We start from the raw sequence: 24,834 nt of genomic DNA on the forward strand, positions 1-24,834 counted from the left end.
CTTGTGAAAGTATCTTCCGGCAGCGGCGGCTCCACGTACGAATACAACGGCGACGGCTTACGCGTGAAGAAAACGACAGCCAGCGGTACGACCGCGTATCTGTACGAGTACGACAAAGTGGTGCTGGAAACGGACGGAGCCGGCAAGCAAACGGCCCGCAACACGTACGGCATCAACCTGATCACCCGCACGGCAGGCACAGACAAATTCTTCTACCTGTACAACGGCCACGCTGACGTCACGGCACTGATCAACACGGTCGGAACAATCGTCGGCACGTACGAATACGACGCATTCGGAAACATCACGAACAAGACCGGCACGTCCAACAACTCGATCCGTTACGCAGGATACCAGTACGACGAGGAGAACAAGCTGTACTACCTGAACGCTCGTTACTACGATCCGAAAATCGCCCGCTTCTTAAGCGAGGACACTTATCGGGGACAGGCGGACGATCCTTTGTCGCTGAATTTGTATTCTTACGTGCATAACGAGCCGATGATGTATGTCGATCCGACAGGGAATACAGATGTGTCCTTACGAGAAATAGCCGGAGCTACAGGATCAACAATCGTTTACGATGCTAAAACAAAGACAGCCACAGTCACGCTGGTGTCGGGCTATAGCGTAACGTTTGATCCCAAACAAAAGGGATCGGGTGTCACTCTTGTTAATGGCAGAATGATTGTTGATAATGAAGTCTTCGACAAGATGATGACTGGAAGCAAGAAAACGAGCAGCGGGACAATTTACGCCTATGTAGATTCTTATGTTGCGCCTTCTGTGAAAGATAAAAAAGGAAACGAAATTGAAGCCGCTAAAGTAGCGGTCGTGACATTAGTAGGAAAACAAACGAACAGCTATGTAAAAAATGATTTTGGCTTTGCCGTACCTGAGATGAAGACTCTTAGGAATAGTACGGTTATTTACAACAAAGATACGAATAAGGTATTGGATACTACATCGGTATTTAGTTTACCGTCATTTTTGTCACCTCAAGCATTAGGCGGGGAGAACTCCAACTCCCTTGCGTACTCTGCATTGGTGGGTTACGCGTTTAAAGATGGAGAAATGAATAAGGGAGAGAGAAAACAACTAGATTTCTCTAAAGATGGTGCAGCTTTACTAGAATTATCGATTAGATTAAATAAACAAGGTATGTCACTGGCTCAAGCTTCGTTTCTTTACCAGCAACAGTATGGTAATTTTGATTTAGTAGCTGCTTACGCCGGTATTAGAAGCATAAAAGTAGGCGGGTCTGTATCTGCTCCTGTCAAGGTAGTCAACAGAAGTTCGTTTACCTCTAACAGAAGAAGTTCGAATACTTCTCAGGGTGCGGGTAATAGTGCTAAGCTTAGTAGTTCAACTAATCCGAATGATTATCTGAACACTGCCTTAAAACGGCAAGGGCTTGATAAAGCACCAAGTAATTTTAAAGAAAAATGGTCTCAAGATGGATATGATTATGAAGTTCGGATTCATCCTGCTGACCCTAAATACGGAAAGCAAGGAGACATCTATCGAGTTGCAAGGCGTGAACAAGGCACAGATGCAAATGGTCAAGGAAAGGGTTGGGAGTATATGGACTCGAATGGTAACTGGCATTCTACAAGTAGCTTAAAACCTCAGAACCCATCCTATAATGCTCAAGCTGCCGCAGATACACATATTCAACTTAAATAGAGGGTGACAAAATGGAGATATTAGAGACTAAAAAAGTTGTTGAAGATATTAACACGTTCATTGGAAGCCAACTATGGTTAGACTTTGAAGTATTGCAATACGATAAACAAAAGCTGACCATAATAGGTAGTATCGATATTTCTAATATGCATGACATAGAGATAGTTTTTGAAGATATTTTCTTTGTATCTTTGCCTATTGAATGGAAGACGGATACTTCAAGACCAGTACTTTCTATTTTAGAAGGGGAAAAAGCAAAAATACTGAACAAGAAATTTCAGGTGGAACAAGGGCATAGCATTTTTGCTTTTGCCCCCGAAGATTATCCCGATGATTTTGGATGTTATGTGTGTGCGAAAAAAATAGCGTTTAACCTGACCTCTGAAAAATAAGTGCTTTTTTCTACCTTGATTGGCTTCATGCCTCTCAAGGTTTTTTCATTGGTGGGGCTACCCAGTGTCGAATGAACTCATCATTCAACCAATAACACATCTAACCCATGTAATACCCGTATAAAGATTTTTTGAATTTGTTGTACAGACATCAATGCTTTAAAACAGATCGATTATGGCTAGATATCATTATGATTAGGGCTCACAATGGGTTACTATGGCGAGACGACCACCGATCCGAAAGGGAACGTGACGGCCAAAGTTTATGACAAAACCGGACGATTGTACCAAGTCAAGGATGGCAGCACGGTTCAGTCCACGTATGTCTACTATGCGGACGGAAGCCAGAACACGGTGACATACGCGAACGGATCCAAGGAAGAATACGTCTACTTCAAAGACAAGACGCTGAAGACACTCAAAAACTATCAAGGCGCGACGCTTCTGGATACGTACGACTACACGTATGACGCTGCCGGCAATCAGTTGAAGAAAACCGAGAAGGTGAACGGTGCCAACAAAGGCGATACCAACTACCAATACGATGACTTGAACCGTCTGAAAAAGGTCACGGAGCCGGGCGGCAAGGTGACCGACTACACGTTCGACGCGTTCGGCAACCGTTCCAGCGAGAAAACAACGCAAGGCGCGGCGGTAACGGTGCTGAACTATTCGTACGGAGCACTGCCGAATTCGTTGCTAGCTTTATTCCTTATGCGGGGACCGCTGTCGACTTCTTTAGTAATCCTTCAACAGCTTATGCTGCAACTCCTGGCAGCTCGGCACTTTCAAAAATCCAAAAAAATCAGAGTATAATTGAAGGGATAATAGCGAAGGATGCGAAGTATGGTGCAAAATATACGGTGTATGAACTTTATGAAGTTGACAAAGATGGTAAAGAAAAAGTCAAATATGTTGGGAGAACGAGGCAGAATATCAATGAAAGATTGACCCAACATGAAAAGTCAGATCCAAATAAAAAAGGGCTGGAAACAAGAATAGCTGAGCAAGATGGTAAAAGGCTAACAGGATTGACTTATTCTGAAGGAAGGGGACTTGAATCTGTAGTTTACGAGAAAAGAATTAAACAAGAGGGTAAACTACTAAACCGGATAAAACCAATAGATTTGAGTGAACTTGGAAAAGAAACAAAAAAAGGAATGAAAGCGGCGGAATACCTAAAAAAGCTTCGCAATTTTTAAAGAGATAAAAAGGAGTAATACCTCCACGGAGATACGCACAAAAGTAAGTCCATTTTGATGTTCTGTAAGGTGCATATTGGTTGAATTGCTTCGTTTTCGTAAAATATCATAATTGATTTTCGAATTTTGGAAACATGAACTAAAAAAGGGCGGGCTCAGATGGCCAAGAGAGTAAAGTTTCAGATAGGGGATCTAGTGTCGATTCCCCTGGAAAATGAATCCTTTGGGAGTATGGTAGGTAGGATTTTGAATATTGATGGTGGATCGGTTCTTTTAGAGGTATATCGCACGCATCCCATTGCGAATGCTTCAGAGTTTGACTATGATGCCGTAAAGGATAAGAGACCAATACTTATAATGTGGTGTTACAATAAAGCAATTAAGAATGGCAGTTGGGTCATATTCGATAGGAAGCCGGTTGAGTCCTATGGAGACATTTATTTTTATTCTGAAATTTCTACTGATGAATTCTCACTAACTAAAGATAATGGTACTGTGGTAGGTGAATTAACAGGAGTTAGAGTTAGTGCAGAGGAAGCAAAAAAACATTATCCTTACGGTATTTCAAATGAAATTGCTCTACCTCGAAGGTTAAAATACCTTCTCCAAGCAGAAGGTATTTTGAGTCCTGACTCGGGGACTTGACAGGTACAAAGAGTAAATGGATCGAATTAGAACCCTTGAGGGCTTTATCCCTCAAGGGTTCTTTATTTTAAAATAGAATTTAACAAAGGCAACTAGCCCACCATGACGGACGGAACGGGTTAACCTCAGGTTACTATGGCGAAACGACCACCGATCCGAAAGGGAACGTGACCGCCAAAGTCTATGACAAAACCGGACGACTGTATCAAGTCAAGGATGGCAGTACGGTTCAATCCACGTATGTCTACTATGCAGACGGAAGCCAGAACACGGTAACGTACGCGAACGGATCTAAGGAAGAGTACGTCTATTTCAAAGACAAGACTTTGAAGACGCTCAAAAACTATCAAGGTGCAACGCTCCTGGATACGTACGACTACACGTATGACGCTGCCGGCAATCAGTTGACGAAAAACGAGAAGGTGAACGGCGCCAACAAGGGCGAAACCAACTACCAATACGACGACTTGAACCGTCTGAAAAAGGTGACGGAGCCGGGCGGCAAGGTGACCGACTACACGTTCGACGCGTTCGGCAACCGTTCCAGCGAGCGAACGACGCAAGGCGCAGCGGTTACGGTACTCAACTATTCGTACAATGAACAAAACCGTCTGATCGCCACGGCGGGAAGTAAAGTCGACGGGCGAATTGCAGCAAGTGACCTTCACGTACGACAACAACGGCAATATGATCGCCAAGTCGACGGAAATCACGAAGAAGATCGACCCGGCGAACGTACCGACGCCAACGTTTGGTATCTTCATCTACGGTCAGAACAATACGAACTCGCGCATCGCGCCGGTTGTGGACAGCGTAGCCCGTTACGAGTACGATGGGTTTAACCAGCTTGTGAAGGTATCTTCCGGCAGCAGTGGTTCCACGTACGAATACAACGGCGACGGCTTGCGCGTGAAGAAAACGACGAGCAGCGGTACGACCGCTTATCTGTACGAGTACGACAAAGTGGTGCTGGAAACCGACGGAGCCGGCAAGCAAACGGCCCGCAATATGTACGGCATCAACCTGATCACCCGCACGGCAGGCACAGACAAATTCTTCTACCTGTACAACGGCCATGCCGACGTCACGGCACTGATCAACACCGCCGGAACGATTGTCGGAACATACGAATACGACGCGTTCGGAAACATAACAAACAAGACCGGCACAATGAACAACTCGATTCGTTACGCAGGGTACCAGTACGATGAGGAGAACAAGCTGTACTACCTGAACGCCCGCTACTACGATCCGAAAATCGCCCGCTTCTTGAGTGAGGATACGTATCGGGGGCAAGCGGACGATCCTTTGTCGCTGAACTTGTACACGTATGTAAATAACGAGCCAATGATGTATGTCGATCCGACGGGACATACAACAATTAGACAAGGCGATAAAGGCGATTCGGTAAAGGCTATTCAGGAAATGTTGGTTAAAGCAGGATATAATGTTAGTACGGACGGAAAATTCGGTCCAAAAACGGAAGCGGCAATTAAACAGTTCCAAAAAGACGTGGGGATAAAGGCAGATGGTGTGGTCGGAAATCAAACCTACAATGTTTTGGGAGCAGCAGCTTCAACAAAAAATTTGCCATCATATGTGCAAGAATCAACCTTAGCCTATGCGAAAAGATCAGCTACAGGCGGCATAAGTCCAAATGAAGTCATCATGTCCGAGGCGAGCTATGAAAAGACATTAAAAGAAATTGTAGATACAAGAACAAGGGTAGAAAGCTATACCCATGCAAATGTGGTAGTTACAACAAAAGTTGAAAATAATGTTTTGAAAGTCACTGGGGTAGAGGTCAGTCCGAAAAAACCACTAGGACCCAAGCCGGTGCAACCACAGAGTGCTAAGTCTACATCATCCATTGATTATGATTATAGTGCGATGATGGCAGGTTGGGTTGGGGAGCCTAAAAAATCAACAGCTCAAAAAATACTTCAGTTTGCTGAAGACACCTCAGGTTACACTGCGTTAAAAACAATTGGAGATCCAAAGTCAACTCAGATAGATGTTTATGTTGCTTTAGCCGCAATGGCCCTATTCCAGGTCCTGATATGAAAATTAAAGGAAATACGGGCGAAAAACCAAAACCAAAACCAAAAACGTACTATCACGTAACTTCCAAGGAGTCAGCCCAGAAGATTATGCAAATCAATTCGCTGGCGGATGGCTGCATAAGCTTGTAACCCGATCCGATCCCACAGTTCGCTCTGTCCGACTAGGATGAGTGCCATTGGACTTTGCGCATCCATCTTGAAGTTCAGCAAGAAGCGAACCTCCTCCAGCATCTCGCGATCTAATAGATGAGCTTCATCTACGACCACCACTGGTTGCAAGCGGTGAATCCCTCGCATGAGCTCGATCTCCCGATGCAACTGACGCTTAGCGTCCCCCCGGTAGAACTTCGATTCGCAACCGAGTTGCTCCAGCAGGCCCTTGTAGAAATGACGGGGCGTAAGCTTGGAGTCCGACAAATACAGTACCTTATACTTCGCCGGATCTAACACTGCTGTAAATCGCCGAATGGTTGTCGTTTTCCCCGTTCCACAGTCGCCGGTGACGACCGCGAACCATTGCCGCTCTGCCGCGTATTCCAGTCGTCCGAGCGTCTCTTCAATGGTAAGCTCCGTGGTGTCGGCCGGGTCATACACAACGTCCACCGTGCAACCAATGAATTTAAGTCCCACTTCGTACTTACGATCCATAAAGCTGATGCAGCCAGATTTGTCCACTTTACGCGTCTCGCAGTGCAGGAATGCATTCGCTAACACTTCTGGATCAATGAACCGCAGAGGTTTCTTGTCGCCGCGAAAGACTGATTCCGGACTGCGCCTGTTCTCTAGCGCTGAGTGCGGTTTGTTCTGGTAGCACTCGCTGAGCCACACGTGAAACAGCTCGTTTAATCGTGCTAAGGTTTGAGGCTTCGTAAGTGCCGCTTCACTTAAGAAGCCGTCGACGACACGATTAAAACGCTCTACCTTGCCTGTGGCCTCTGGCGAATAGGGCTTTGCAAATAGTAGTCGTACGCCAAGCTTGGAACAAGCGCGCGTCATCCACTTCGTGCGATATTGCTTCCCATTGTCGAAGTAGACGGCTTCCGGTAGGCCGTATTTCTGAATTGCCTTACGGTAGCAATCCTCGATAATGGTCTTATCCATGACCGGATAGAACTCTCCATGCAGCACATACCTTGTCGCGTCGACAATGAAGACGACGAGGAACACCTGCTTCTTTGCGCCGTCCGGTCCAATAGGCAAGTAAGGGCCAAACTTGATATCCGAATGTCAGAGCCGATTGCGATGACGTTGCTGGAAGCGCCTTGCGGCCACACCGGATTCGGCGTATATCCGCATGTGACGTGTGCTGTAACCGCGCGATGCAAGTCTTTCTTGCAACGTGCTGCGCTTAATTTCACCAGGTTGGATCCGGCTTTCCCATTCTAGAATCTGAATGATCTGTGCAACGCTTCGCCCCGGCACTTCTCGGCGTAAGAGGATGGCTTGCTCCATGACTTCGGGCGCGATGTTGCTTGATTCCTGACGACCTTTGCTCTTGGGACGCAATCCCCCGAAGCCTTCCTCACGATACTTTGCCAGGTAACGGCGTAGCGTCCGATCCGATAACCCATACTGCTCGCAGATCTGCTTCTTTAACGCCTGAGTCTTGGCTGAATCCAGTCTCTCTATCAGCGGCTTAATGTTTGGCAAGAATAAGGAAAAATTCACAAAAAAATGATATAAATTGCATATTCGATAAAAATCGCTATTTACTGGAAATGCTTTAGGTGGTAATATGTGGGAGTCGATCAAGAAATGATCTTTAACCAATCTGATTGGATTGAGGTAATAAAGACAGTGTTAGACGCTTCCACTAACATTCAGAGTGGTTCTGGCGAATTATTTCTTCAATATTTAATAAAATCGAAGAACAAAGCAAAGGGCTTTATCAGGATGAAATAACCAATTATAAAATAAATAATTACCACTTAGCAATGAAAGGACGTTGACTTATTTTGGAGTTATTAAGAAAAAAAGAAAATCCAATTAACGTTATTAATGAAAGTACGTTTTCTAGTTGGAATTCTACTGAGGTTAAATTGCCTATAACGGGGACACAAGTCTTATTCTTTATATCGCTTCATTGTACTCACTGCATTGATCTCACACCCAGCTTATCAGAAATCAAACAAGAATTCACAAATATTGACTTTGTGTTATTTTCTACAGGGATAATGAAGACAATCAAGAGATGTCGAAATATTTCAACTGGGAATTTCCAGTTGTACATTTAAATCAAAGCGGAATGGAACTTCAATTCGGAATAAATAGGTTGCCCTATATGATTTTAGTGGTAGACGGTAACATCATACTATCCGGCGTGGTGTATAACAAATCTGATTTCTCTCAACTCGTAACAACACGCACTTAAATCGTTACTGCTGAAAGGAGGTGAGAAAAATGGCGTGCTCTTGTCCAGATTCAACTTATACTCAGACGCTTTCCGATTTGAGTAATGCATGTGTCAGTGGTGCCTGCACCTGGGGAAGTTCAACTTACTCTAAGATTTTAAAATCTTACAAGACTATGACTTGTACTAAAAATGGAGTCGCTACAACAAGTGCTTGCGAGATTAATGCCGGATGCTGCGCTTAATTATTGATCATTCTTAATGGAAGAGAAGAGTTTTTACTCTTCTCTTCCATTAAATCCATCAGGCGCCTCCTAAAGGATTTATAAGACTCTAATTCAATTGATTAAAATTTCTACACATATAAATATAATTATATCTTCGTCCGTGTATCACTCCTAGAAAGAAACATCCAATAAATTCACTGGGGGATTATTTATGGAAGAAAACAATATAGGGCATAGAAAATTTTTGAAATCCTCAAGAGTAGATTATGAGTTGGGTACATTTTTACCTAGCGATGTTATCCTAATGCGAGAGGAAAAACCAGTTGATTTGTCTTGGTTATCACAAACAGTAAATGGAAGTGTTATGTTTTTTCTTAGTTCTTACTGCGAAGTCTGCGATGCTGAAATTGTTATACAAACAATAAATGATTTTCCGGAATATTCATACGCAATTTTCTTTGAGAGTCCCAACAATCCAGTTTTAAGACATGCAAAACTTCTTGATGAAAGAGGTGTGAAATTATATCCATTTCAATTAAATCAACTTGAAAGCAGCATTAAAGTCCAGTTAGTCCCATTTCAATTAGTACTCAATACAGTTGGGCAAGTTATTACCGCAGGAATTATTAATACTCTTCCTATGATAAAGGCTCTTATGATGCCATTAATTAGAACTAAGGAGAACAACAGGAATGAAGAGCTTTATTAAAGTTCTTAAAATGATAATTGAATCTTTTATTAGGTATACAAGGTTAGTCCGTTTTCCGTTTTGTTAATGTTACTAGTATCATTAACAGGCGCATTTTACTCCTATGCAAATATTTATTTTTCGAAGTTATTACTAAATTCCATAGTTGAAATGAATAAAAACATAATTACTTTGAGTATATGTTCGATCGCAGGGTTTCAATTAATAAAGCTAATAATTGACTTTATTTCTTCCTTACAAACTGTAAAGTTGAGTATACGGTTCTCAAAAAAAAGTGATGAGGAAATGATTGATCAAAATTCAAGAATGGAATTACTCATTAAAGAATTCCCTTCATTCCAATCAGATTTTCATTTCTAAAATTTGCAGAGAATAAAGTATATGAAAATTATTTGAATTTTCTTCAGTTTTTAACTCAATTAATTATTTTAGTATCAATTATTAAGTACTTATCCGAAACATATATTGTATTTAGCATTTTAGCAGTAATCGTAGGTGCACTGAAAGGAACAATAAACCTAATAACAGTTAATAAAAGAGTTTTACTAAATACTGAAATTGAGACCAGCTTAGTAAAACCTATGTACTATTATAACTTGCTTACTGGTGTGGATAGTCAGAAAGAAATAACACTATATTCAACAACACAATACTATAAACAAAAGTGGGCAAACGAGCGGAACAAATAGACTCCAAAAAGATTCGCTTGGAAAAAATGGATAAATTCACCCATCTGGGTAAGAAGTATTGACCATAGTTAATTCAGCAGTGGTTATTATTTTATTAGTTGTTCTCATAAATAAAGATCTAGTTTCGGTCGGAGACTATATTGCAGTTACTATGGCTGTTGCGATCATTATTAATGTAATCTCTAATTTAATTGAAGATTATATTAGGATGTTAGAAAATCTAAATTATTCTGTGAAAGCAAAACAAATGAAAGAGCAAATAGCTGAGAAGAGTATTATTAAATCCGCTCATGGAAAAATCCCTTTTAGATTTCATGAACAAATTGATATATCCAATCTAAGTTTTACATACCCAAATATCCAAATTGAGTCTCTCAAAAACATTAATCTCACTATTAATAAGGGAGAATTAATAGCCGTACTTGGTGAGAATGGATCAGGCAAAACGACATTAGTCAAATTATTGCTTGGTTTATATAAGGTTGAATGCGACAGTATTTTCTACGATGGTATTCCAATAAACCAATTCGACGAGAATAGCTTGTACAATAATACGAGCGCTGTGTTTCAAGATTTCATTAAATATCAAACGAATGTTCGTGATAATATTGCGGTAGGCGATATTACATACGTTAATAATGACGAGAAACTAGAATCCGCACTAAATCGAGTGTTATTTGATAATCATTTTCCAGGTGGCTTAAATACGAAACTTGGATATATCGATCAAGATTCAACTAATCTGTCAGGCGGACAATGGCAGAGATTGGCCTTGTCTAGAGTGTTTGTCAAAGATAATCCCGAGTTAATTATTTTCGACGAACCAACATCGGCTATGGATCCTCTTTCTGAAATGCGTATTTTGAACGAAGTATTGAGATACTGCAAAAATACTACAACAATAATGATATCTCATCGAGTAGGAATCGCTAGAAAAGCTGATAAGATCTGCGTTTTACAACAAGGGCAAATAGTTGAGTTTGGAACACATGATGAATTAATAAAAAGTAAACGAAATTATTATGAAATGTGGATGTCACAAAAGGAATGGTATGAAGATGTAGAGGATAAAATTCCCGCTTCATAAATGAAGAAAATAATTGGAGGAACTCATGTGCAGGTTCAATTAGTTGTATGCGACAAAATAAAGATTGAAGAGAAACGTCATATACTAGGGAAGGTAATCAACTCAATCACCATACCGGTTTTTCCTTATATAGTTAAATTTTCTGTATTAATAAAAATCTCAAATATTCCAACGGATCAAGACGTGTTAACAGAATTTAAAGTTGTAAATGGCCTGGGTCAACAAATAAGTTCTCCAAGCAATTATGTACATAGAAACTATAGAGATTCGAAACATATACCTGGTGTGGATCAAAATTTCGATTTTACATTATTAGTTGAGTGTGAAGAAAATATTTTTCTTGAATGTTTTATTAATGGCAACAAAAAGAGCTATTACCCAATAAATATAAGCCTCTGCTAAGAAAGGAGAACATCCTGTGACCCTTTTTTTAGGTGCTATCCTCTCATTTGTATTCTTTTCTTCTTCATACTCTAAAATCACAAATATAAAAAACTTTCAAATGGAGATAGCATCATACGGGATTCACTTTATATGGATACCTATTATTTCTTGGGCTATCCTGATATTTGAAATTGGGCTTTCTGTAGTATTTTTATCAAATGATACAATGGAAAACTGGAAACAAGTATTAGCAATAGCGTTTATAATTCTCCTTTCAGTATTCACTATTATTAAAAATGGAATTAAAAACAATCAATGTAGTTGTTTTGGTATAAACCATCCACTGAGCCGGTTTCCAGTGCAACGTAATGCAGTAGTCCTGTTGTTATTAATCATTGATTTCTTTTTACCAAATGAAACAACTCCCTTACATCTATCTATATCATCTGTTCTGGTTGTACTTTGCGTTACTTTTATTTTAGAAAATATTAAATTGAAAAACGAATTGTTTGAGGAGTTTTAGCATGAACGACATTTTATTGTTCACTTTAATCATAACTCTTGGAATTAACTTTGGAATATATTTTAGGCTGATTGCTAAAAAAAGATCAACAATAAATTACTTATTTTCAAAATTAAAACAAATTTTACCTGACAAGGCTTTTGAATCAATAATAATAATTAACTCAAGTATTTCTGAAGACATAGAAATATTACTATCTCATAAATCAGGGAGTTGGATCATACTGTATAATGGTCCTGATTGGTTGTTCAATATTAAAAAACGAAAATTCGGTGAACGATGCCTTTTACTCAATGAAGTAATTAGCGACAGAAAAGTTTTCTTATTCAAAAATTCAGCAATTTTCCAAAAGAAGGGTGGAAAATATTTGCACATTTCTGAAGTCGAACAATTTATAAAGTACTTACAATACAGTTACAGCAAAAATTCCACATGAGTTAATGTTCTTGAAGTTACCTTTTCCTCTAATTTCCAATCCTCTAAGGTTGATTTCAAAAAACTGCCGATCTTGAGTGTGAAACACAGTACTCGGAGGATCGACAGATAAAAACAATACATCGTCCATGTTTAACATGTGGCATGTGCCTTTGTCTTGACTTTTTTTTGAGATAACCGGAAAATTCATTGAATCATCCACGCTTACTATATAAGTTGAACTAAAGATTTTTGTCTAATTCTCCCGACTCTAATCGAATATACAACCGGTCGATAATCATTTGCGGTTCCTTCATGATCTGTTCCATAAAGGCTTGTACGTTTTTTCTGATTTCGGCGACCGTGTGGTAGAAGACGTTGTTCACCACGTCCGACTTTAGCCATTTCCAGAGCCCTTCTACGATGTTGAGTTCAGGACTATAGGGAGGCAGGAAAACAAGTTGCAGCCTGCCTTGCTGCTCCTCCAGGAATGGTTTGAGCAGTTTTGCATGGTGGGCTCGTGCATTATCCAGTACCATGACAATGTTGCCTTCAGGATAAGCTTTCATAACGACCTTCAGAAACGCCAGGAACTTTTCTGCAGTGTATTCCTCGTCTTCCTGCCATACAATTTGCCCGGTACCGTAATCAACCGTCGAAAAGAGTTTGACGCCTCGATGATTGCCAGTCGGTTTAATGCCCCGCTGCTTACCCTTGGCAAACCATGTATGCTGTAGTGCTTGATAATCGCGAATCATGGCTTCATCTTCAAACAATAAGTGATCAATTTCGCCATTCTCGTAATTTTTTTAACCTTGGGAAGGTCGTCTCGACAAACTCACTTTGTTTTTCTTTGTTAGCTGCCGCAAGGGTGTACGTTGGTTTGGTATAACTCATGCTTAGCCGCTGCATGAGCTTGGATGCGCCCCGAATGGAATAGCTGATCTCATATTTACGGTTGATGTATTCACAAATCAGTTCAAGCGTCCAACTAAATTTGGCCGTAAATCCGACCTCGTGTGGCACAGCGTCTATAATGGTCTGCTTCAGTCGATCTTGTTGTTCCTTCGACAGTTGCTCACGTCGTCCCGGTGCAAATTTGATTTGCAACGTATCCAAGCCAGATTCATGGTAGCATTGCAAATAAGTGCTTACCGTTCGTTCGGATCGACCAATGATCGTAGCGATTTGTAATTGACTGTATCCAAGCAGAGATAGTCGTACAATCTGATAACGTTCAAACATTCGCCGACTTTGTTCCGACTTTAGCCGTTTCTCTACATCCTCAAGAGCTTGATTTCTTTCCACGTAAGAAGAATTGCTCTAGTTCAACTTATATAGTCAATTTCATAAATCGTTTGGAGCCTGGGCAGTATTTGACCAAGATAAAGAGAGCTATAAATTAAGGGCAGTCATTGATTTAAGATAAGATTTCGGTATGGCCCGAAAAGAGAAAAGAGAAAAGCCCTTCGGCCCCAGTAGGGGCGAAAGGGCTGGACATTCCGCTTACTTGTAATTCCTTAATTAACTCGCACGATCCGCATCGATCTTTTTTCAGGGAAAATATGATCGCTAATTTCTGTGATGGCCCATCCGCTTGGGATGCGGGAAGTCGGATGTACCCACAGAACTGTGCCTTTTGGAGCGCCGTTGATGCAAACAAGAGTGGAATAGCTTGGAGGAGCGTAAGCGTAAGGGTTGTATGGAGAGCCCTTCTCGGTTATGACCCATCCGTCGGGAATGCGCGTATCCGTGACATGACTTTTGGTGGCAGGCCATTTGGCTCCTCCGACATAAGTGATTTCCTTGTAATCTCTGAACGGAGAAGCGTACGTCGCGAGAAAATCGTTAGGGATGGTGTCATAGTAGCCGATTATTTTCGTGTAGCCGTAGGCGTAGGTTGCCGCATGGGTAACGTCCGCTTGCCAAGCCGGAATGCCAGCTGCGAGAGGTGCAGCGGAAAGAAGACCTACTGCAACGAGAGAGAGTGCCAGTTTTTTGAACAACGTAATCAAACCTCCTTTTTGGTATAGGTTGATTATAGGCGATTTTACAATTTAGAGAAAGAACACTAGGTTTTCTCTGCTAGGTTTTTTCGAGAACGAATTCCGGTTGATGCAAAGAGCGCCCTAAAGCTAATATATTTAGAATGTTCCTATTTTTGGTCGGCATTGGATTGTCGACGAAGATTCGCCTCGATCCATTAATAACCCGCATGTCACGTATCGATCTATTTTCCGGAAATCTTTTGATGGGATTGTTAAACAATCGGGTAGACATACGTGGTGAATGATCCAGTAATTCAACAGAGGTAAGCAAGTGAAAATTAAATAAGCCCCTCAAATTTCTTCTGAATGGAGAAATGAGGAACTGGAATTTGTTGATATAGACGAACAGTCAAACTACTATGAGTAAATGGCTGAAAAACGTAATGGGCAGGAATTCAAAATTTAGTGTTAAGAGACATTTTGAAGAATAGATATGGTTAGCGACAGGATTAGAGATTAGAGCCATATATGGACACTCTGTATTACAAAAAATAGTTAAAAAGGCCGAAGCCCTAAATCGTCCTGTAGAGTCGTATTAACGAATCAACGTCATTTAGGGCAGGCAGAACTATAGCTGTACTTTAATATTCGGTCGATTCTGGCTTCTTAGATTCAGTTCATCAACGATCTTCAGAGCGTTTTTTATCTGTTTAGCCTTCCCTTCCGCTATATCCAGTTTGAATGTCACTGACAACAGATAGTTTTCTAGGTTTATATAATTTATAAGCATGTAGCTTGTTGCCCAAATGCCGCCGGAAGGAGCGGGCTGGCGATCTGTTTTAAATTCCGCATTTCGAATCTGGTTTAAATCTATCGCAAAACTCGTGCCGCCACCGCTGATTTGCAATTCCGTGGGCATCAAAGTGATAGTACACAAAACTTTTTCAGCTATTGGCAATCCTTCGAGATGATACAACGCGGTTTGCAAGAAACTATTATTGTCCTTTTTAAATAGACCAAACAACCCCATATTCTAATCCCCCTGAGACATTTTTCTACATATTACCACATATTACGGAAGGCGGCGATTAGTTTTCACATAGCAAGAATGATTGTATGCCAAAGCAAATTCAAGTAAAGTGAGGTCATCGGAAAAGCGATTGCTTACAGCTGATTAGGAGGAGAAACGTTGTCCTCATTACCTATCGAACAGGCGCTGCCTTCCTTGAAGGAGGCGTTAGAACGTCACAACGGAGCCGTTCTCGTAGCTGCACCCGGAGCGGGGAAGACGACGAGAGTGCCGCTTGCCCTAATGGACGAGCTTTGGCTTGGCGGACGTAAAATGATAATGCTCGAGCCGAGACGGCTTGCCGCTCGGAGCGCGGCGAACTATATGGCGAGGCAGCTTGGAGAGCCGGTCGGACGGACGGTGGGCTATCGGGTTCGGATGGATTCGAAGGTCGGTCCCGAGACGAGAATCGAAGTCGTTACCGAAGGCGTCCTGACGCGGATGTTACAGGAAGATCAAGCGCTTGAAGGCGTCGGCCTCGTTATTTTTGACGAATATCATGAGCGCAGCTTGCAGGCGGATCTTGGTCTCGCGCTAAGCTTGCAGACGCAAGCGTTGCTTCGGGATGATTTGCGTCTGCTTATTATGAGCGCAACGCTTGAAGCCGAGCCTGTCGCTCGATTGCTTGGCGACGCGCCGGTTGTCGTAAGCGAAGGGCGCAGCTTTCCCGTCGATACGTTTTATCGGCCTGTGCCGAAGAAGTGGCAGGATCGAGCAGAGGGGATCGCCCGCGTCATTCGCGAGGCGATGGCTCGGCATGACGGCGACGCTCTCGTATTTGTTCCCGGCATGTCGGAAATTCGTGCGGTTGAGAGAATTGTTCGCGGAGGCTCGTTCGGATTGCCGTCCGGCACAGAGGTGCATTTGTTGCATGGGAGTTTGCCGCCTGAAGCGCAAGACCGCGCGATTGCCCCTCCTCTGACCGGCATTCGCAAAATCGTGCTGTCGACCTCCGTGGCGGAGACAAGCTTGACGGTTGAAGGGGTCACGATTGTTGTGGACAGCGGTCTGGCGAGAGTATCGCGGTTTTCTCCGCGTACGGGCATGTCCCGGCTGGAGACGGTGCCGGTATCGTCCGCTTCCGCCGATCAACGGCGCGGCCGGGCGGGACGGGTTAAGCCCGGAGTCTGTTACCGGATGTGGAGCGAAGAGGAGCAAGGGCATCTTCCATCGCGCAGCGCGCCGGAAATAACGGAGGCGGATCTCGCTCCGCTGTTGCTAGAGCTTGCTGTCTGGGGCGTTAACGATCCGGCGGAGCTGGAATGGCTGGACGCGCCTCCCAAGCCTGCCGTTCAGCAAGCTCGCGAGCTGTTAGTCCGCTTGGGTGCGCTTGCTTCGGATGGTACGGTGACTGGTCATGGGCGTCGAATGGCGGAAGCGAGCGTACATCCGAGACTTGCCCATATGATTCTGGCTGCCGAGCCGCTTGGACTCGGAGGGTTGGCTTGCGAGTTGGCGGCGCTGCTCGGCGAGAGAGATTTGTTCGCAGGAGGCGGCGGGAGACAGGCGAGCTCGGATATGCGCTTGCGTGTCGAGGCGCTGCGAGGAATCCCATCATCGGGTACAGTTGTTGACGACGCGACGCGGAAGCGCATTTCGCAAGAGATTGGCAGACTTCGCAGAGAGTTGGGAATAGGCGGCGATGGAAAAGTTCGAGTGAGCCCCTATGCAGCGGATACGGACGCTTGCGGACTGTTGCTGGCATTCGCCTACCCGGACCGGATCGCCAGAAGGCGCGAGAGCGGAGCCTATTTGTTCAGCGGCGGTCGAGGCGCGGAACTGCGCGAAGGTCAGGCGTTGGCGCGGGAGGAGTGGCTTGTTGCCGCAGACGTGGACGATGTCGGGGCCGACAGCCGAATTCGTCTCGCCGCTCCGGTTCAATGGGCGGAACTGGCCGAGCATTGCGGAGAGCAGATTGCCGAGGAGAAGATTGTATTTTGGGATCGCGAATCCCAGTCGGTTCGCGCTCGTTCTCGCCGCATGTTCGGTGCGCTTTTATTAGAAGAAACGCCGTTGCAAAATCCGCCGCCCGAGCTCGTACGGGACAAACTGCTGGAGGCGATTCGGCAGGAAGGGCTTGATATGCTCCCATGGAGCAAGGCGGCGAGGCAGCTTCAGGAGCGAATTGTGTTTATGGCGCGGCATGACACGTCCTGGCCGGATGCCTCAGATGAGACTCTCGCAGAGTCGCTTGAGCACTGGTTGGCACCGTATGTCGACAAAATGAAAAGCCGCGGGGATTTGCAACGGCTTCATCTGAAGGACATATTGGAAGCGATGCTTTCTTGGAACAAAAAAAGAGAGCTGGATGAAGAAGCTCCGACTCACTGGAACGTCCCTAGCGGCTCCCGTATTCCTATCGATTACAGCGATCCGGAAGCTCCGGCGTTAGCCGTGCGTCTGCAAGAGCTATTCGGACTTCCCGAATCGCCGCGGATCGGGGGAGGACGAGTAGCGCTAACGCTCCATTTGTTGTCTCCGGCGCAGCGTCCCGTTCAAGTAACACGCGATCTGGCCAGCTTTTGGCGTAATACCTACTTCGAGGTTCGCAAGGACTTGAAAGGACGTTACCCGAAGCACTATTGGCCCGACAACCCTTTGGAAGCGCAAGCGACCCGTCGCGCGAAGCCTCCGGGACATTGACGGTCGCCGAAAGAGCGGTACGACGTCCCATACATCGGTGCGCAGGAGCGGAATTCGGCGAAAGAACGGTACGACGTCCCACACATCGGCGCGCAGGAGCGGAATTCGGCGAAAGAACGGTATGCCGTCCCACTCATCAGCGAGCAGTAGCGGAATTCGGCGAAAGAACGGTACGACGTCCCACACATCGGCGCGCAGGAGCGGGATTCGGCGAAAGAACGGTATGCCGTCCCACTCATCAGCGAGCAGTAGCGGAATTCGGCGAAAGAACGGTACGACGTCCCACACATCGGCGCGCAGGAGCGGAATTCGGCGAAAGAACGGTACGCGTCCCATACATCAGCGAGTAGGAGCGGAATTCGGCGAAAGAACGGTACGACGTCCCACACATCGGCGCGCAGGAGCGGAATTCGGCGGAAGAACGGTACGACGTCCCACACATCGGCGCGCAGGAGCGGAATTCGGCGAAAGAACGGTACGACGTCCCACACATCGGCGCGCTGGAGCGGAATTCGGCGAAAGAACGGTATGACGTCCCACACATCGGCGCGCAGGAGCGGGATTCGGCGAAAGAACGGTACGACGTCCCACACATCAGCGAGCAGTAGCGGAGATCGAATGTCGCCCGCCGGAGCCGCCTCAAAAAAACGGACACAAGGCCCAGGCCCTGCGTCCGTTTTTTTGTCTTATTGTGCCGCTGTTTCCTCACCGGCGGGCTCCGTCTCTTCGGCGGCCGTTCGTGCGGCGGCCAGATTCGCGTCGATGTTGGAGGCGAGCTGCTTTAGCGTCTTCCGCGAATCGGCATTGTCGTTGAACAGGCTTTGCCATTGAGCATAGTTGGCGTTTATCGCGGCCGGCCATTCCGGTAAGCGGGCGGCCGCTCCGTTCTGTGCAAATTCCAGGTCACGATATCCGATCGAGACGTAAGGCTCGGCAGTCGAAGCGAGTTTTTCGTACACCTTCTTCGACAAATTAAGTCCCAGTCCGAAAAATTCCCGTGTTACCGGATTGTCTTCCATCGTGCTTTCGTAGATATATGTCCAAGCCGCATTGGCATGCTCGCTATTTTTGGAGATGGCGATCGCTGTCACGGAAGGCGAGTTGGCTCTGACGCCATCCTGGAATTTGGGGAAGTTGACGATGCCGAACTGATCCGGATGACCGCTTTTCTTGAAATGCTCAATCAGGATAGGCATTGAACTGACAGCCATTCCGGTCTCCGCTCCGATCTTCTCGAAGGCGGTACCCATCTCGGGGCCGAACGTCAACGAAGGAATCGTTCCATCATCGATGAGCTTCTTGAGCCAATCGATGACCTCTGCCGCAGGCTCCCCATCGAGATAGCCCGCCGCAGTCGTTCCGTCGGGGGAGACAAGGCTTCCGCCTCGGCTCAAGACGAGCGGCTCCAGGATGTCTGGATAGAGCGGAATCATCGCCCCGTATCCGTTCGGAGCCCTATCGCGATTCGCCTCCTTCAGCTTGGCCGCCGCAGCCGCGAACTCCTCCCATGTCCAATCTTCGGATGGATAAGCCAGCCCGGCGTTGTCGAACCAAATCTTGCTGTAGCCGATCGAGTAGTTCAAGGCGGCGATTGGCAAACCCCACCTTTTATCGCCATCCATCGTTATCGCGGAGAGAGACTCGGGAAAATAGTCGTCCACGTTCACTCCCTTAAGCTCCATCAGCGGCGTCAAATCGAGTAGGCCGATTTCCTTGTCCCAATCCCGGTATTGGCTTGGCGGAATCCAGAACACATCGGGCTTCAGCTCTTTGATTTTGTCCAAGTATTGGTCGGTAGCGACTTTCACGAGATTGACTGTTAATCCCTTATTTTTTTCTTCGGTATAAGCTTTGCTTTTTTCCATCAGCTCGTTCACTTTGACGCCGGCGGCGCTCGTACCTTGATCGACGACGAGAACCGTAATCGTCTCCGGATCAAGCTCCACTTTCTTGTCGTTGGCGCATCCCGTAACGACCGCTGCCAGAAGCACTGCGGCCAATCCGCCGATCCATTTTGATCTACCACTCATTTTGGCGTCTCTCCCTATTTTCGCAAAAATCTCCACATGAGTTTTACGCGCCCCGCCCTCTACCGTTCCAAAAATATCTAAATTTAGAAAAACGAAAACTTTATTCCTCTCTCTATCTATTCGAAGCTCCCGGTATTCTCGTACTTCCTTCTTCTATGCTATGATGAAAGAAGTGGAAAATCCGCGAATGATGACGAAAAAGACGAATGGCGGGGTGCCGGCTTGGACGAGCATCGGAAGGAATGGAATACGTCTCTCGTACGTCTATCGAACCGTCTTGCCGATTTGGAGCGACTGCATGTCTCCCTTGAAGAAATAGGGGCTCGTTCGGCATGGCCGGAGCGGATCATACGGGATTTGACGCTTGCGGCGGAGGAACTGCTGACGAACACGATTTCGTACGGGTTCCCAGGAGGCGGAGAACAGGAAATCGTCATGACCGTGCATGCGGCGGCCGGTTTCATTGAATTGTCGCTGGAGGACGGCGGAGTTCCGTTTAATCCTCTTGAGAGCGAGGATCCGGACATTACTCTCGGCGTGGACGAGAGAAGGATCGGCGGGCTAGGGGTCTATTTTGCCAAGCAACTGGTGGACAGCATGGAATACGAGAGAACGCCGGGAGGACGCAATCGGATTCGGTTGCGCAAAACGTACTAGCAATAGGCGGAGGTGCCATTAATGAATATCGTGACGACAGAGAGCGGCGGAGTTACCGTTATGGCGATCGAAGGCCGTCTTGACGGCATTCACGCTTCGGAAGCGGAGAGCGCTTTTTTGAAGCTGGCGGCGGAAGGACGCAGCCGGTTCGTTCTGGATTTCAAGGATATGGTTTATATAAGCAGCGCGGGTCTTCGGGTAGTGCTCGTAGCGGCCAAAAAGGTGCGGTCTCTGCAAGGGCGCCTCATCTGCGCGGGCATGAGCGACCAGGTGCGGGACGTTTTCGAAATGTCGGGCTTTTTGAGCATTTTGGAGACGGCGGCGGGAACGGATGAGGCTCTATCCCTTTTTTGACGGGAAACGCTTCTATAGATGAGGGGTGAAGCATGATGAGCGGCAATCTCCTGCCCGTCCTGTGGGCGGCGAGCGTAATCGGGGGATTAGGGATCGGGACGGCGGCGACGTACGGGCTTCTTCGGTCGCGCATTCGCAGAGCCCAGGTGTTGTTCGATATCAGCATGCAGCTGAACTCGACGTTGAAACGGCAAGATCAGTTGGAGCTCATCATGAACAGCGCGAAAAAGGTGCTGCCGGTGGAGGCGGCTTCCGTGCTCATTGCGGATCCGGATACGGGCGAGCTTTATTTCGAGCTTGCTCAGGGCAACAAAGGCGAGGAAGTTCGCGAGATTCGCCTGAAGTCGGGAGAAGGCATTGCCGGACAAGTCGCGAAGTCCGGGGAAAGCGTCATCGTGAACGATACGTCGTCCGATCCGAGATGGTCGAGCCGCGTCGCCGATAAGACGGGGTTCGTTACGCGCAACCTGCTGACCGTTCCGATAAGGAACAAGGATCGGGTGGAAGGCGTGCTGCAAGTCATCAATAAAATCGGTCGAAGAGGCTTCACCCGCACGGATCGGCTTCTTCTCGAGCAAGTGGCGGGTCCGATGGCGGTCGCGCTCGAGAACTCCCGTCTGTACGAGCAGGTCGAGCAGTCTCTCGAGGCGCTCCGAATGACGACGGCGATCAAGGAACGGCTGGAGAGCGAGCTGCAGGTCGCCGGGGGCATTCAGATGAGCTTCCTGCCGAGAACGATGCCTTCCGCCCAAGAGCCGTACGACGTGTGCGCCTTGCTGAAATCGGCGAAGGAAGTCGGCGGCGATTTCTACAACTTTTTCAAAATCGATGACGAGCATCTGTTCTTCACTTTGGGAGACGTGTCGGACAAAGGGATTCCGGCCGCATTGTTCATGGCCGTAACGCTGACGCTGCTGAAAGGGAAGATGAGACCGGGGATGTCGCCGGGCGAGCTGCTGACCATGGTCAACGAGGAGCTGTCCCGCGACGAAATGACGCTGTTCGCCACTATCGTCTGCGGCGTGTTCAACGTAGCGACGGGCGAAGTCGTCATGAGCGAGGGCGGCCATTGCACGCCTTATGTTGTGCGCGCGGGCGGGGCGATCGAACCGGTGAAGCTTCGCAAGAGTCTGCCTCTAGGGGCGTTCGAGGAGTCGGTCTATCACGACGGAAAGCTTACGCTGGGCAGCGGAGACCGTCTGCTGCTGTACACCGACGGCATAACGGAGGCGGAAAACGCCGTTCAGGAGCAGTATACCGTAGAGAGACTGCAGCAGTTTTTGGAGATGACTCCGGGAATGTCGAGCGCGGAGGTCATCGACGCTCTTCTGATGCACGTCTTCATGTTCGCGGACGGAGCGCCGCAGTCGGACGATATCGCCGTGCTTAGCCTGATGCGCCGATAAGGAGGATTTTCGTGGAAATGACCGCTTATCGGAACGGACAGGAGCATTTGCATGACGAGCTGGCATGGTTGAACGAGGCGTTGAAGTCTTTGCTGGAAGCGGGCGGCGGTCAGCCTCTGGCCGATCCGGCGTTTTTTTCGGTAAGAGGACTTGTCGTCTCGAAGGAAGAGCTTGCGGATCCTTCCGCCGACGGAACGGTGTTTTCCGCACGCGAGGACGGGGCGAGCCGCTGGGAGGAAGCCGTCTCGCGCAGGCAAGCCGCCGAGAGAGCGATCGCTCTTCGGGCGGAAGCCGCGATGCGCGCCGGAGTATCCCTGCCGCTGGCACAGCTGTGCGGACGGCTTCGCCTGACCGTGCTTGAGCGGCGGTGTGTCGTTCTGTGCTTGGCCGCGGAGACGAGCAGGTCCTACGAAAAATGGTTCTCCTACTTAAATGACGACGCAACCGCCAAATGGCCGACTCCGGATTTGGCGGTCCGTCTTTTGTGCGATCGCCCCGATCAGGCGACGGCGGTCAGAGAGATGCTTGCGGGCAGCGGACCGCTCCGAGCGTTGCTGTTGGAGCAGGAGGATACTTATGGGGGAGGCGGGGCTTCGCTGTCCCGTCCCCGACTCAAAAGCGCTCTAAAGCTTGACGAGCGCACCGTCAGCTTTTTGCTTGCAACGGAGAGGATCGACGCCCGCTTAGCCGGAATAGCATCGGGATTCGAGCCGGAGGATGCGCTTCCGCCGCTTCCTTCGAAAGACGCCGTGCGCGATCGACTTCAAGCATTGGCCGAGCGGAATGAAGGGGACTCGGTTCCTTTCGTTCATTTGTGGGGGCAAGCGGGCGGCGGCAAAAAGCTGAGAATGCGCTATGCAGCCGCCTCCCGAGGGCAGCGGCTGCTCGTCGTCCGGACGGAGGGCGTACCGTCCGACTCCGAACGGGTCTCGATAGCTCTGCATCGCGTCGTACGCGAAGCGTTGCTCACCGGCGCGGCTCTGTGCGTCGCGGAAGAGCACGCATCGAGCGGGGCTGAGGTTGCGAATTTACCGGAGTGGAAAAAAGCGCTGAGCGCTTACGCCGCTTATTCGCGCCGACCGTTGTTATCTTGGACGTCTAACGTTCGCCGCCAGCCCTCCGAGCTTCCTTTGCCGGAAAGAGCGACTTGGCTGGCCGGAGAGGTCGCCGTACCGGAAGCGAACATCCGGGCGGCTTTCTGGGGGGCGGAGCTGTCGCAAGCTCCGGAAGGGCATGAATGGCCTGAGGGGCTGGATCGCAAGCTGGCTGACAAATACCGGTTCACGCCCGGTCAGATCGCCGACGCCTGGCAGCAAGCTGCCGCTTTCGCCGCAGGTGTCGGAGGCGTTCCGACGCCGGAAGAGCTGGACGCCGCATCGCGAGGACAATTCCGCCACCGGCTCGCCCAATTGGCCGATCGTATCGAGCCTGCCCGCTCATGGGCGGATCTTGTGCTGCAGGACGAGCCTTTGTCGCTGCTCCAGGAAGCTTGCAGCCGATTTCGGCACCGCGAAACAGTGTTCGAGAGATGGGGCTTTGGCCGGAAGCTGCCGTACGGCAGAGGACTTAGCTTGCTGTTCGCCGGACCTCCGGGCACGGGGAAGACGATGTCCGCGGAGATCGTGGCGGCGGAGCTGGGATTGGAGCTGTATCGCATCGACCTGTCGCGAATCGTCAGCAAGTATATTGGAGAGACGGAGCAGCGGCTCAGCGAGCTGTTCGCGGAGGCGGAGCACAGCGGAGCGATTCTGTTCTTTGACGAGGGAGACGCCCTGTTCGGCAAGAGGACGGAAGTGAAGGATGCGCACGACAAGTACGCCAACCTCGAAGCGGCTTATCTGCTGCAGAGGATCGAAGCATACGACGGCGTATCCATTCTCGCGACGAACCTGATACAGAATTTGGACGAGGCGCTCATTCGGCGAATGAGCTTTATCGTCAAGTTCCCGTTTCCCGACGCGACGGAGAGAGCGCGAATTTTTCGGGCCCATTTGCCGCCGGAGGCGCCTTTGTCGGAAGATCTGGATTTGGAGTTTCTGGCTTCCCGTCTCGACGTTTCGGGGGGCTATATCAAGAACATCGTGCTGGCCGGAGCGTTTCTCGCGGCAGCCGAGGACAAGCCGATAGGAATGAGCCATCTGGTCCGTTCCGCGCGTCAGGAATTGGTGAAGATGGGGAAAATTCTCGTCAAGGAATCGTTCGCTCCGTATTAGTAAGGAGCATCTGAAACATTTGGATAGTCACCCAGAATTTTTACAGGTATAATGGACATATTGGCGAAAAATACGAGATTTTCTCGTATTATGCCGATTGCAG

23 protein-coding genes and 1 pseudogene are annotated in these 24,834 nt (G+C 47.5%); 17 read left to right on the forward strand and 7 right to left on the reverse strand.

Going from position 1 to position 24,834, the window contains the following annotated elements:
- Positions 1-3: 3 nt before the first annotated feature.
- The 7 genes from D3H35_RS17930 (at position 4) to D3H35_RS30820 (ending at position 5,989) form a co-directional block, all read left to right on the forward strand.
- Complete coding sequence (locus tag D3H35_RS17930; RefSeq protein ID WP_158594168.1) at positions 4-1,686, forward strand: RHS repeat-associated core domain-containing protein; 1,683 nt, start codon at positions 4-6, stop codon at positions 1,684-1,686.
- 11 nt (positions 1,687-1,697) lie between these two features.
- Entirely contained in the window at positions 1,698-2,078 is a 381-nt protein-coding gene (locus D3H35_RS17935) for a hypothetical protein (RefSeq protein ID WP_119150601.1), read from the forward strand.
- Positions 2,079-2,285: 207 nt separating this feature from the next.
- The gene (locus tag D3H35_RS17940; RefSeq protein WP_119150602.1) at positions 2,286-2,894 is read left to right on the forward strand and encodes an RHS repeat domain-containing protein; all 609 of its coding nucleotides are present in this window, start codon (positions 2,286-2,288) and stop codon (positions 2,892-2,894) included.
- 47 nt (positions 2,895-2,941) lie between these two features.
- Complete coding sequence (locus tag D3H35_RS17945) at positions 2,942-3,280, forward strand: GIY-YIG nuclease family protein (protein ID WP_158594169.1); 339 nt, start codon at positions 2,942-2,944, stop codon at positions 3,278-3,280.
- A 159-nt stretch (positions 3,281-3,439) separates the two neighbouring features.
- Positions 3,440-3,925 carry an Imm26 family immunity protein gene (locus tag D3H35_RS17950; RefSeq protein WP_119150604.1) on the forward strand — a complete coding sequence of 162 codons (486 nt, stop codon included), beginning with the start codon at positions 3,440-3,442 and terminating at the stop codon, positions 3,923-3,925.
- Positions 3,926-4,092: 167 nt separating this feature from the next.
- Positions 4,093-4,767 (forward strand): hypothetical protein, encoded by a 675-nt coding sequence (locus D3H35_RS32575; RefSeq protein ID WP_119150605.1) that lies wholly within the window; start codon positions 4,093-4,095, stop codon positions 4,765-4,767.
- A gap of 67 nt (positions 4,768-4,834) precedes the next feature.
- Positions 4,835-5,989 carry an RHS repeat-associated core domain-containing protein gene (locus tag D3H35_RS30820; protein WP_233567982.1) on the forward strand — a complete coding sequence of 385 codons (1,155 nt, stop codon included), beginning with the start codon at positions 4,835-4,837 and terminating at the stop codon, positions 5,987-5,989.
- Between the two features lie 71 nt (positions 5,990-6,060).
- On the opposite strand, the gene D3H35_RS35370 is transcribed toward D3H35_RS30820, so the two are convergent.
- Positions 6,061-6,528 (reverse strand): ExeA family protein, encoded by a 468-nt coding sequence (locus D3H35_RS35370; protein ID WP_459178252.1) that lies wholly within the window; start codon positions 6,526-6,528, stop codon positions 6,061-6,063.
- A gap of 15 nt (positions 6,529-6,543) precedes the next feature.
- A pseudogene (locus tag D3H35_RS35375) lies at positions 6,544-7,680 on the reverse strand (DDE-type integrase/transposase/recombinase); the annotation flags it as partial.
- A 1,096-nt stretch (positions 7,681-8,776) separates the two neighbouring features.
- Between D3H35_RS35375 and D3H35_RS17970 the strand changes: the two are divergent.
- From D3H35_RS17970 to D3H35_RS17990, 5 genes are all read left to right on the forward strand, one after another.
- Complete coding sequence (locus D3H35_RS17970; RefSeq protein WP_119150606.1) at positions 8,777-9,274, forward strand: hypothetical protein; 498 nt, start codon at positions 8,777-8,779, stop codon at positions 9,272-9,274.
- 747 nt (positions 9,275-10,021) lie between these two features.
- Entirely contained in the window at positions 10,022-11,050 is a 1,029-nt protein-coding gene (locus tag D3H35_RS17975; protein WP_119152606.1) for an ABC transporter ATP-binding protein, read from the forward strand.
- Between the two features lie 27 nt (positions 11,051-11,077).
- The gene (locus D3H35_RS17980) at positions 11,078-11,452 is read left to right on the forward strand and encodes a hypothetical protein (RefSeq protein ID WP_147355882.1); all 375 of its coding nucleotides are present in this window, start codon (positions 11,078-11,080) and stop codon (positions 11,450-11,452) included.
- A 16-nt stretch (positions 11,453-11,468) separates the two neighbouring features.
- Complete coding sequence (locus D3H35_RS17985) at positions 11,469-11,957, forward strand: MauE/DoxX family redox-associated membrane protein (protein WP_119150609.1); 489 nt, start codon at positions 11,469-11,471, stop codon at positions 11,955-11,957.
- A 1-nt stretch (position 11,958) separates the two neighbouring features.
- Positions 11,959-12,393 carry a hypothetical protein gene (locus D3H35_RS17990; RefSeq protein ID WP_119150610.1) on the forward strand — a complete coding sequence of 145 codons (435 nt, stop codon included), beginning with the start codon at positions 11,959-11,961 and terminating at the stop codon, positions 12,391-12,393.
- Between the two features lie 220 nt (positions 12,394-12,613).
- Here the strand turns inward: D3H35_RS17990 and D3H35_RS17995 are convergent.
- From D3H35_RS17995 to D3H35_RS18005, 3 genes are all read right to left on the reverse strand, one after another.
- Positions 12,614-13,616, reverse strand: a protein-coding gene (locus tag D3H35_RS17995; protein WP_267901423.1) for an IS630 family transposase whose coding sequence is annotated in 2 segments (ribosomal slippage) — positions 12,614-13,171 and positions 13,173-13,616 — 1,002 coding nt in all. Because the reading frame shifts where the segments join, the coding sequence is not laid out codon by codon here.
- Positions 13,617-13,891: 275 nt separating this feature from the next.
- Positions 13,892-14,377, reverse strand: coding sequence for a hypothetical protein (locus D3H35_RS18000; RefSeq protein ID WP_119150611.1), 486 nt, complete (start codon positions 14,375-14,377; stop codon positions 13,892-13,894).
- 610 nt (positions 14,378-14,987) lie between these two features.
- Positions 14,988-15,389 (reverse strand): hypothetical protein, encoded by a 402-nt coding sequence (locus tag D3H35_RS18005; RefSeq protein WP_119150612.1) that lies wholly within the window; start codon positions 15,387-15,389, stop codon positions 14,988-14,990.
- Between the two features lie 159 nt (positions 15,390-15,548).
- On the opposite strand from D3H35_RS18005, the gene hrpB reads away from it, so the two are divergent.
- Positions 15,549-18,071 carry an ATP-dependent helicase HrpB gene (gene hrpB, locus D3H35_RS18010; protein ID WP_119150613.1) on the forward strand — a complete coding sequence of 841 codons (2,523 nt, stop codon included), beginning with the start codon at positions 15,549-15,551 and terminating at the stop codon, positions 18,069-18,071.
- Here hrpB and D3H35_RS30375 read toward each other — a convergent pair.
- Together D3H35_RS30375 and D3H35_RS18020 are read right to left on the reverse strand one after the other, a co-directional pair.
- Complete coding sequence (locus tag D3H35_RS30375; RefSeq protein ID WP_147355883.1) at positions 18,008-18,664, reverse strand: hypothetical protein; 657 nt, start codon at positions 18,662-18,664, stop codon at positions 18,008-18,010. The two genes, hrpB and D3H35_RS30375, sit on opposite strands and share 64 nt — an antisense overlap.
- Before the next feature lie 93 nt (positions 18,665-18,757).
- Complete coding sequence (locus tag D3H35_RS18020; RefSeq protein ID WP_119150615.1) at positions 18,758-20,101, reverse strand: ABC transporter substrate-binding protein; 1,344 nt, start codon at positions 20,099-20,101, stop codon at positions 18,758-18,760.
- 222 nt (positions 20,102-20,323) lie between these two features.
- On the opposite strand from D3H35_RS18020, the gene D3H35_RS18025 reads away from it, so the two are divergent.
- The 4 genes from D3H35_RS18025 to D3H35_RS18040 are packed head-to-tail and all read left to right on the forward strand — an operon-like array spanning position 20,324 to position 24,731.
- Complete coding sequence (locus tag D3H35_RS18025) at positions 20,324-20,758, forward strand: ATP-binding protein (RefSeq protein WP_158594171.1); 435 nt, start codon at positions 20,324-20,326, stop codon at positions 20,756-20,758.
- Between the two features lie 21 nt (positions 20,759-20,779).
- Complete coding sequence (locus D3H35_RS18030; RefSeq protein WP_119150617.1) at positions 20,780-21,112, forward strand: STAS domain-containing protein; 333 nt, start codon at positions 20,780-20,782, stop codon at positions 21,110-21,112.
- A gap of 32 nt (positions 21,113-21,144) precedes the next feature.
- Complete coding sequence (locus tag D3H35_RS18035; RefSeq protein WP_119150618.1) at positions 21,145-22,518, forward strand: GAF domain-containing SpoIIE family protein phosphatase; 1,374 nt, start codon at positions 21,145-21,147, stop codon at positions 22,516-22,518.
- Between the two features lie 17 nt (positions 22,519-22,535).
- A complete protein-coding gene (locus D3H35_RS18040) occupies positions 22,536-24,731 on the forward strand; it encodes an ATP-binding protein (RefSeq protein ID WP_119150619.1) in 2,196 nt (731 codons plus the stop codon).
- Positions 24,732-24,834: the final 103 nt, after the last annotated feature.

It is taken from the genome of Cohnella faecalis (genome assembly GCF_003570905.1).
GTDB classification, from domain to species: domain Bacteria; phylum Bacillota; class Bacilli; order Paenibacillales; family Paenibacillaceae; genus Cohnella; species Cohnella faecalis.

What these genes read in the sequence shown, in the direction of transcription:
- D3H35_RS18030 (WP_119150617.1), top strand. Translation starts at nt 20,780, where the DNA reads ATGAATATCGTGACGACAGAGAGCGGCGGAGTTACCGTTATGGCGATC.
- D3H35_RS17970 (WP_119150606.1), top strand. Translation starts at nt 8,777, where the DNA reads ATGGAAGAAAACAATATAGGGCATAGAAAATTTTTGAAATCCTCAAGA.
- D3H35_RS18040 (WP_119150619.1), top strand. Translation starts at nt 22,536, where the DNA reads ATGACCGCTTATCGGAACGGACAGGAGCATTTGCATGACGAGCTGGCA.
- D3H35_RS18005 (WP_119150612.1), bottom strand. Translation starts at nt 15,389, where the DNA reads ATGGGGTTGTTTGGTCTATTTAAAAAGGACAATAATAGTTTCTTGCAA.
- D3H35_RS18035 (WP_119150618.1), top strand. Translation starts at nt 21,145, where the DNA reads ATGATGAGCGGCAATCTCCTGCCCGTCCTGTGGGCGGCGAGCGTAATC.
- D3H35_RS17950 (WP_119150604.1), top strand. Translation starts at nt 3,440, where the DNA reads ATGGCCAAGAGAGTAAAGTTTCAGATAGGGGATCTAGTGTCGATTCCC.
- D3H35_RS17935 (WP_119150601.1), top strand. Translation starts at nt 1,698, where the DNA reads ATGGAGATATTAGAGACTAAAAAAGTTGTTGAAGATATTAACACGTTC.
- D3H35_RS17940 (WP_119150602.1), top strand. Translation starts at nt 2,286, where the DNA reads ATGGGTTACTATGGCGAGACGACCACCGATCCGAAAGGGAACGTGACG.
- D3H35_RS17990 (WP_119150610.1), top strand. Translation starts at nt 11,959, where the DNA reads ATGAACGACATTTTATTGTTCACTTTAATCATAACTCTTGGAATTAAC.
- D3H35_RS18020 (WP_119150615.1), bottom strand. Translation starts at nt 20,101, where the DNA reads ATGAGTGGTAGATCAAAATGGATCGGCGGATTGGCCGCAGTGCTTCTG.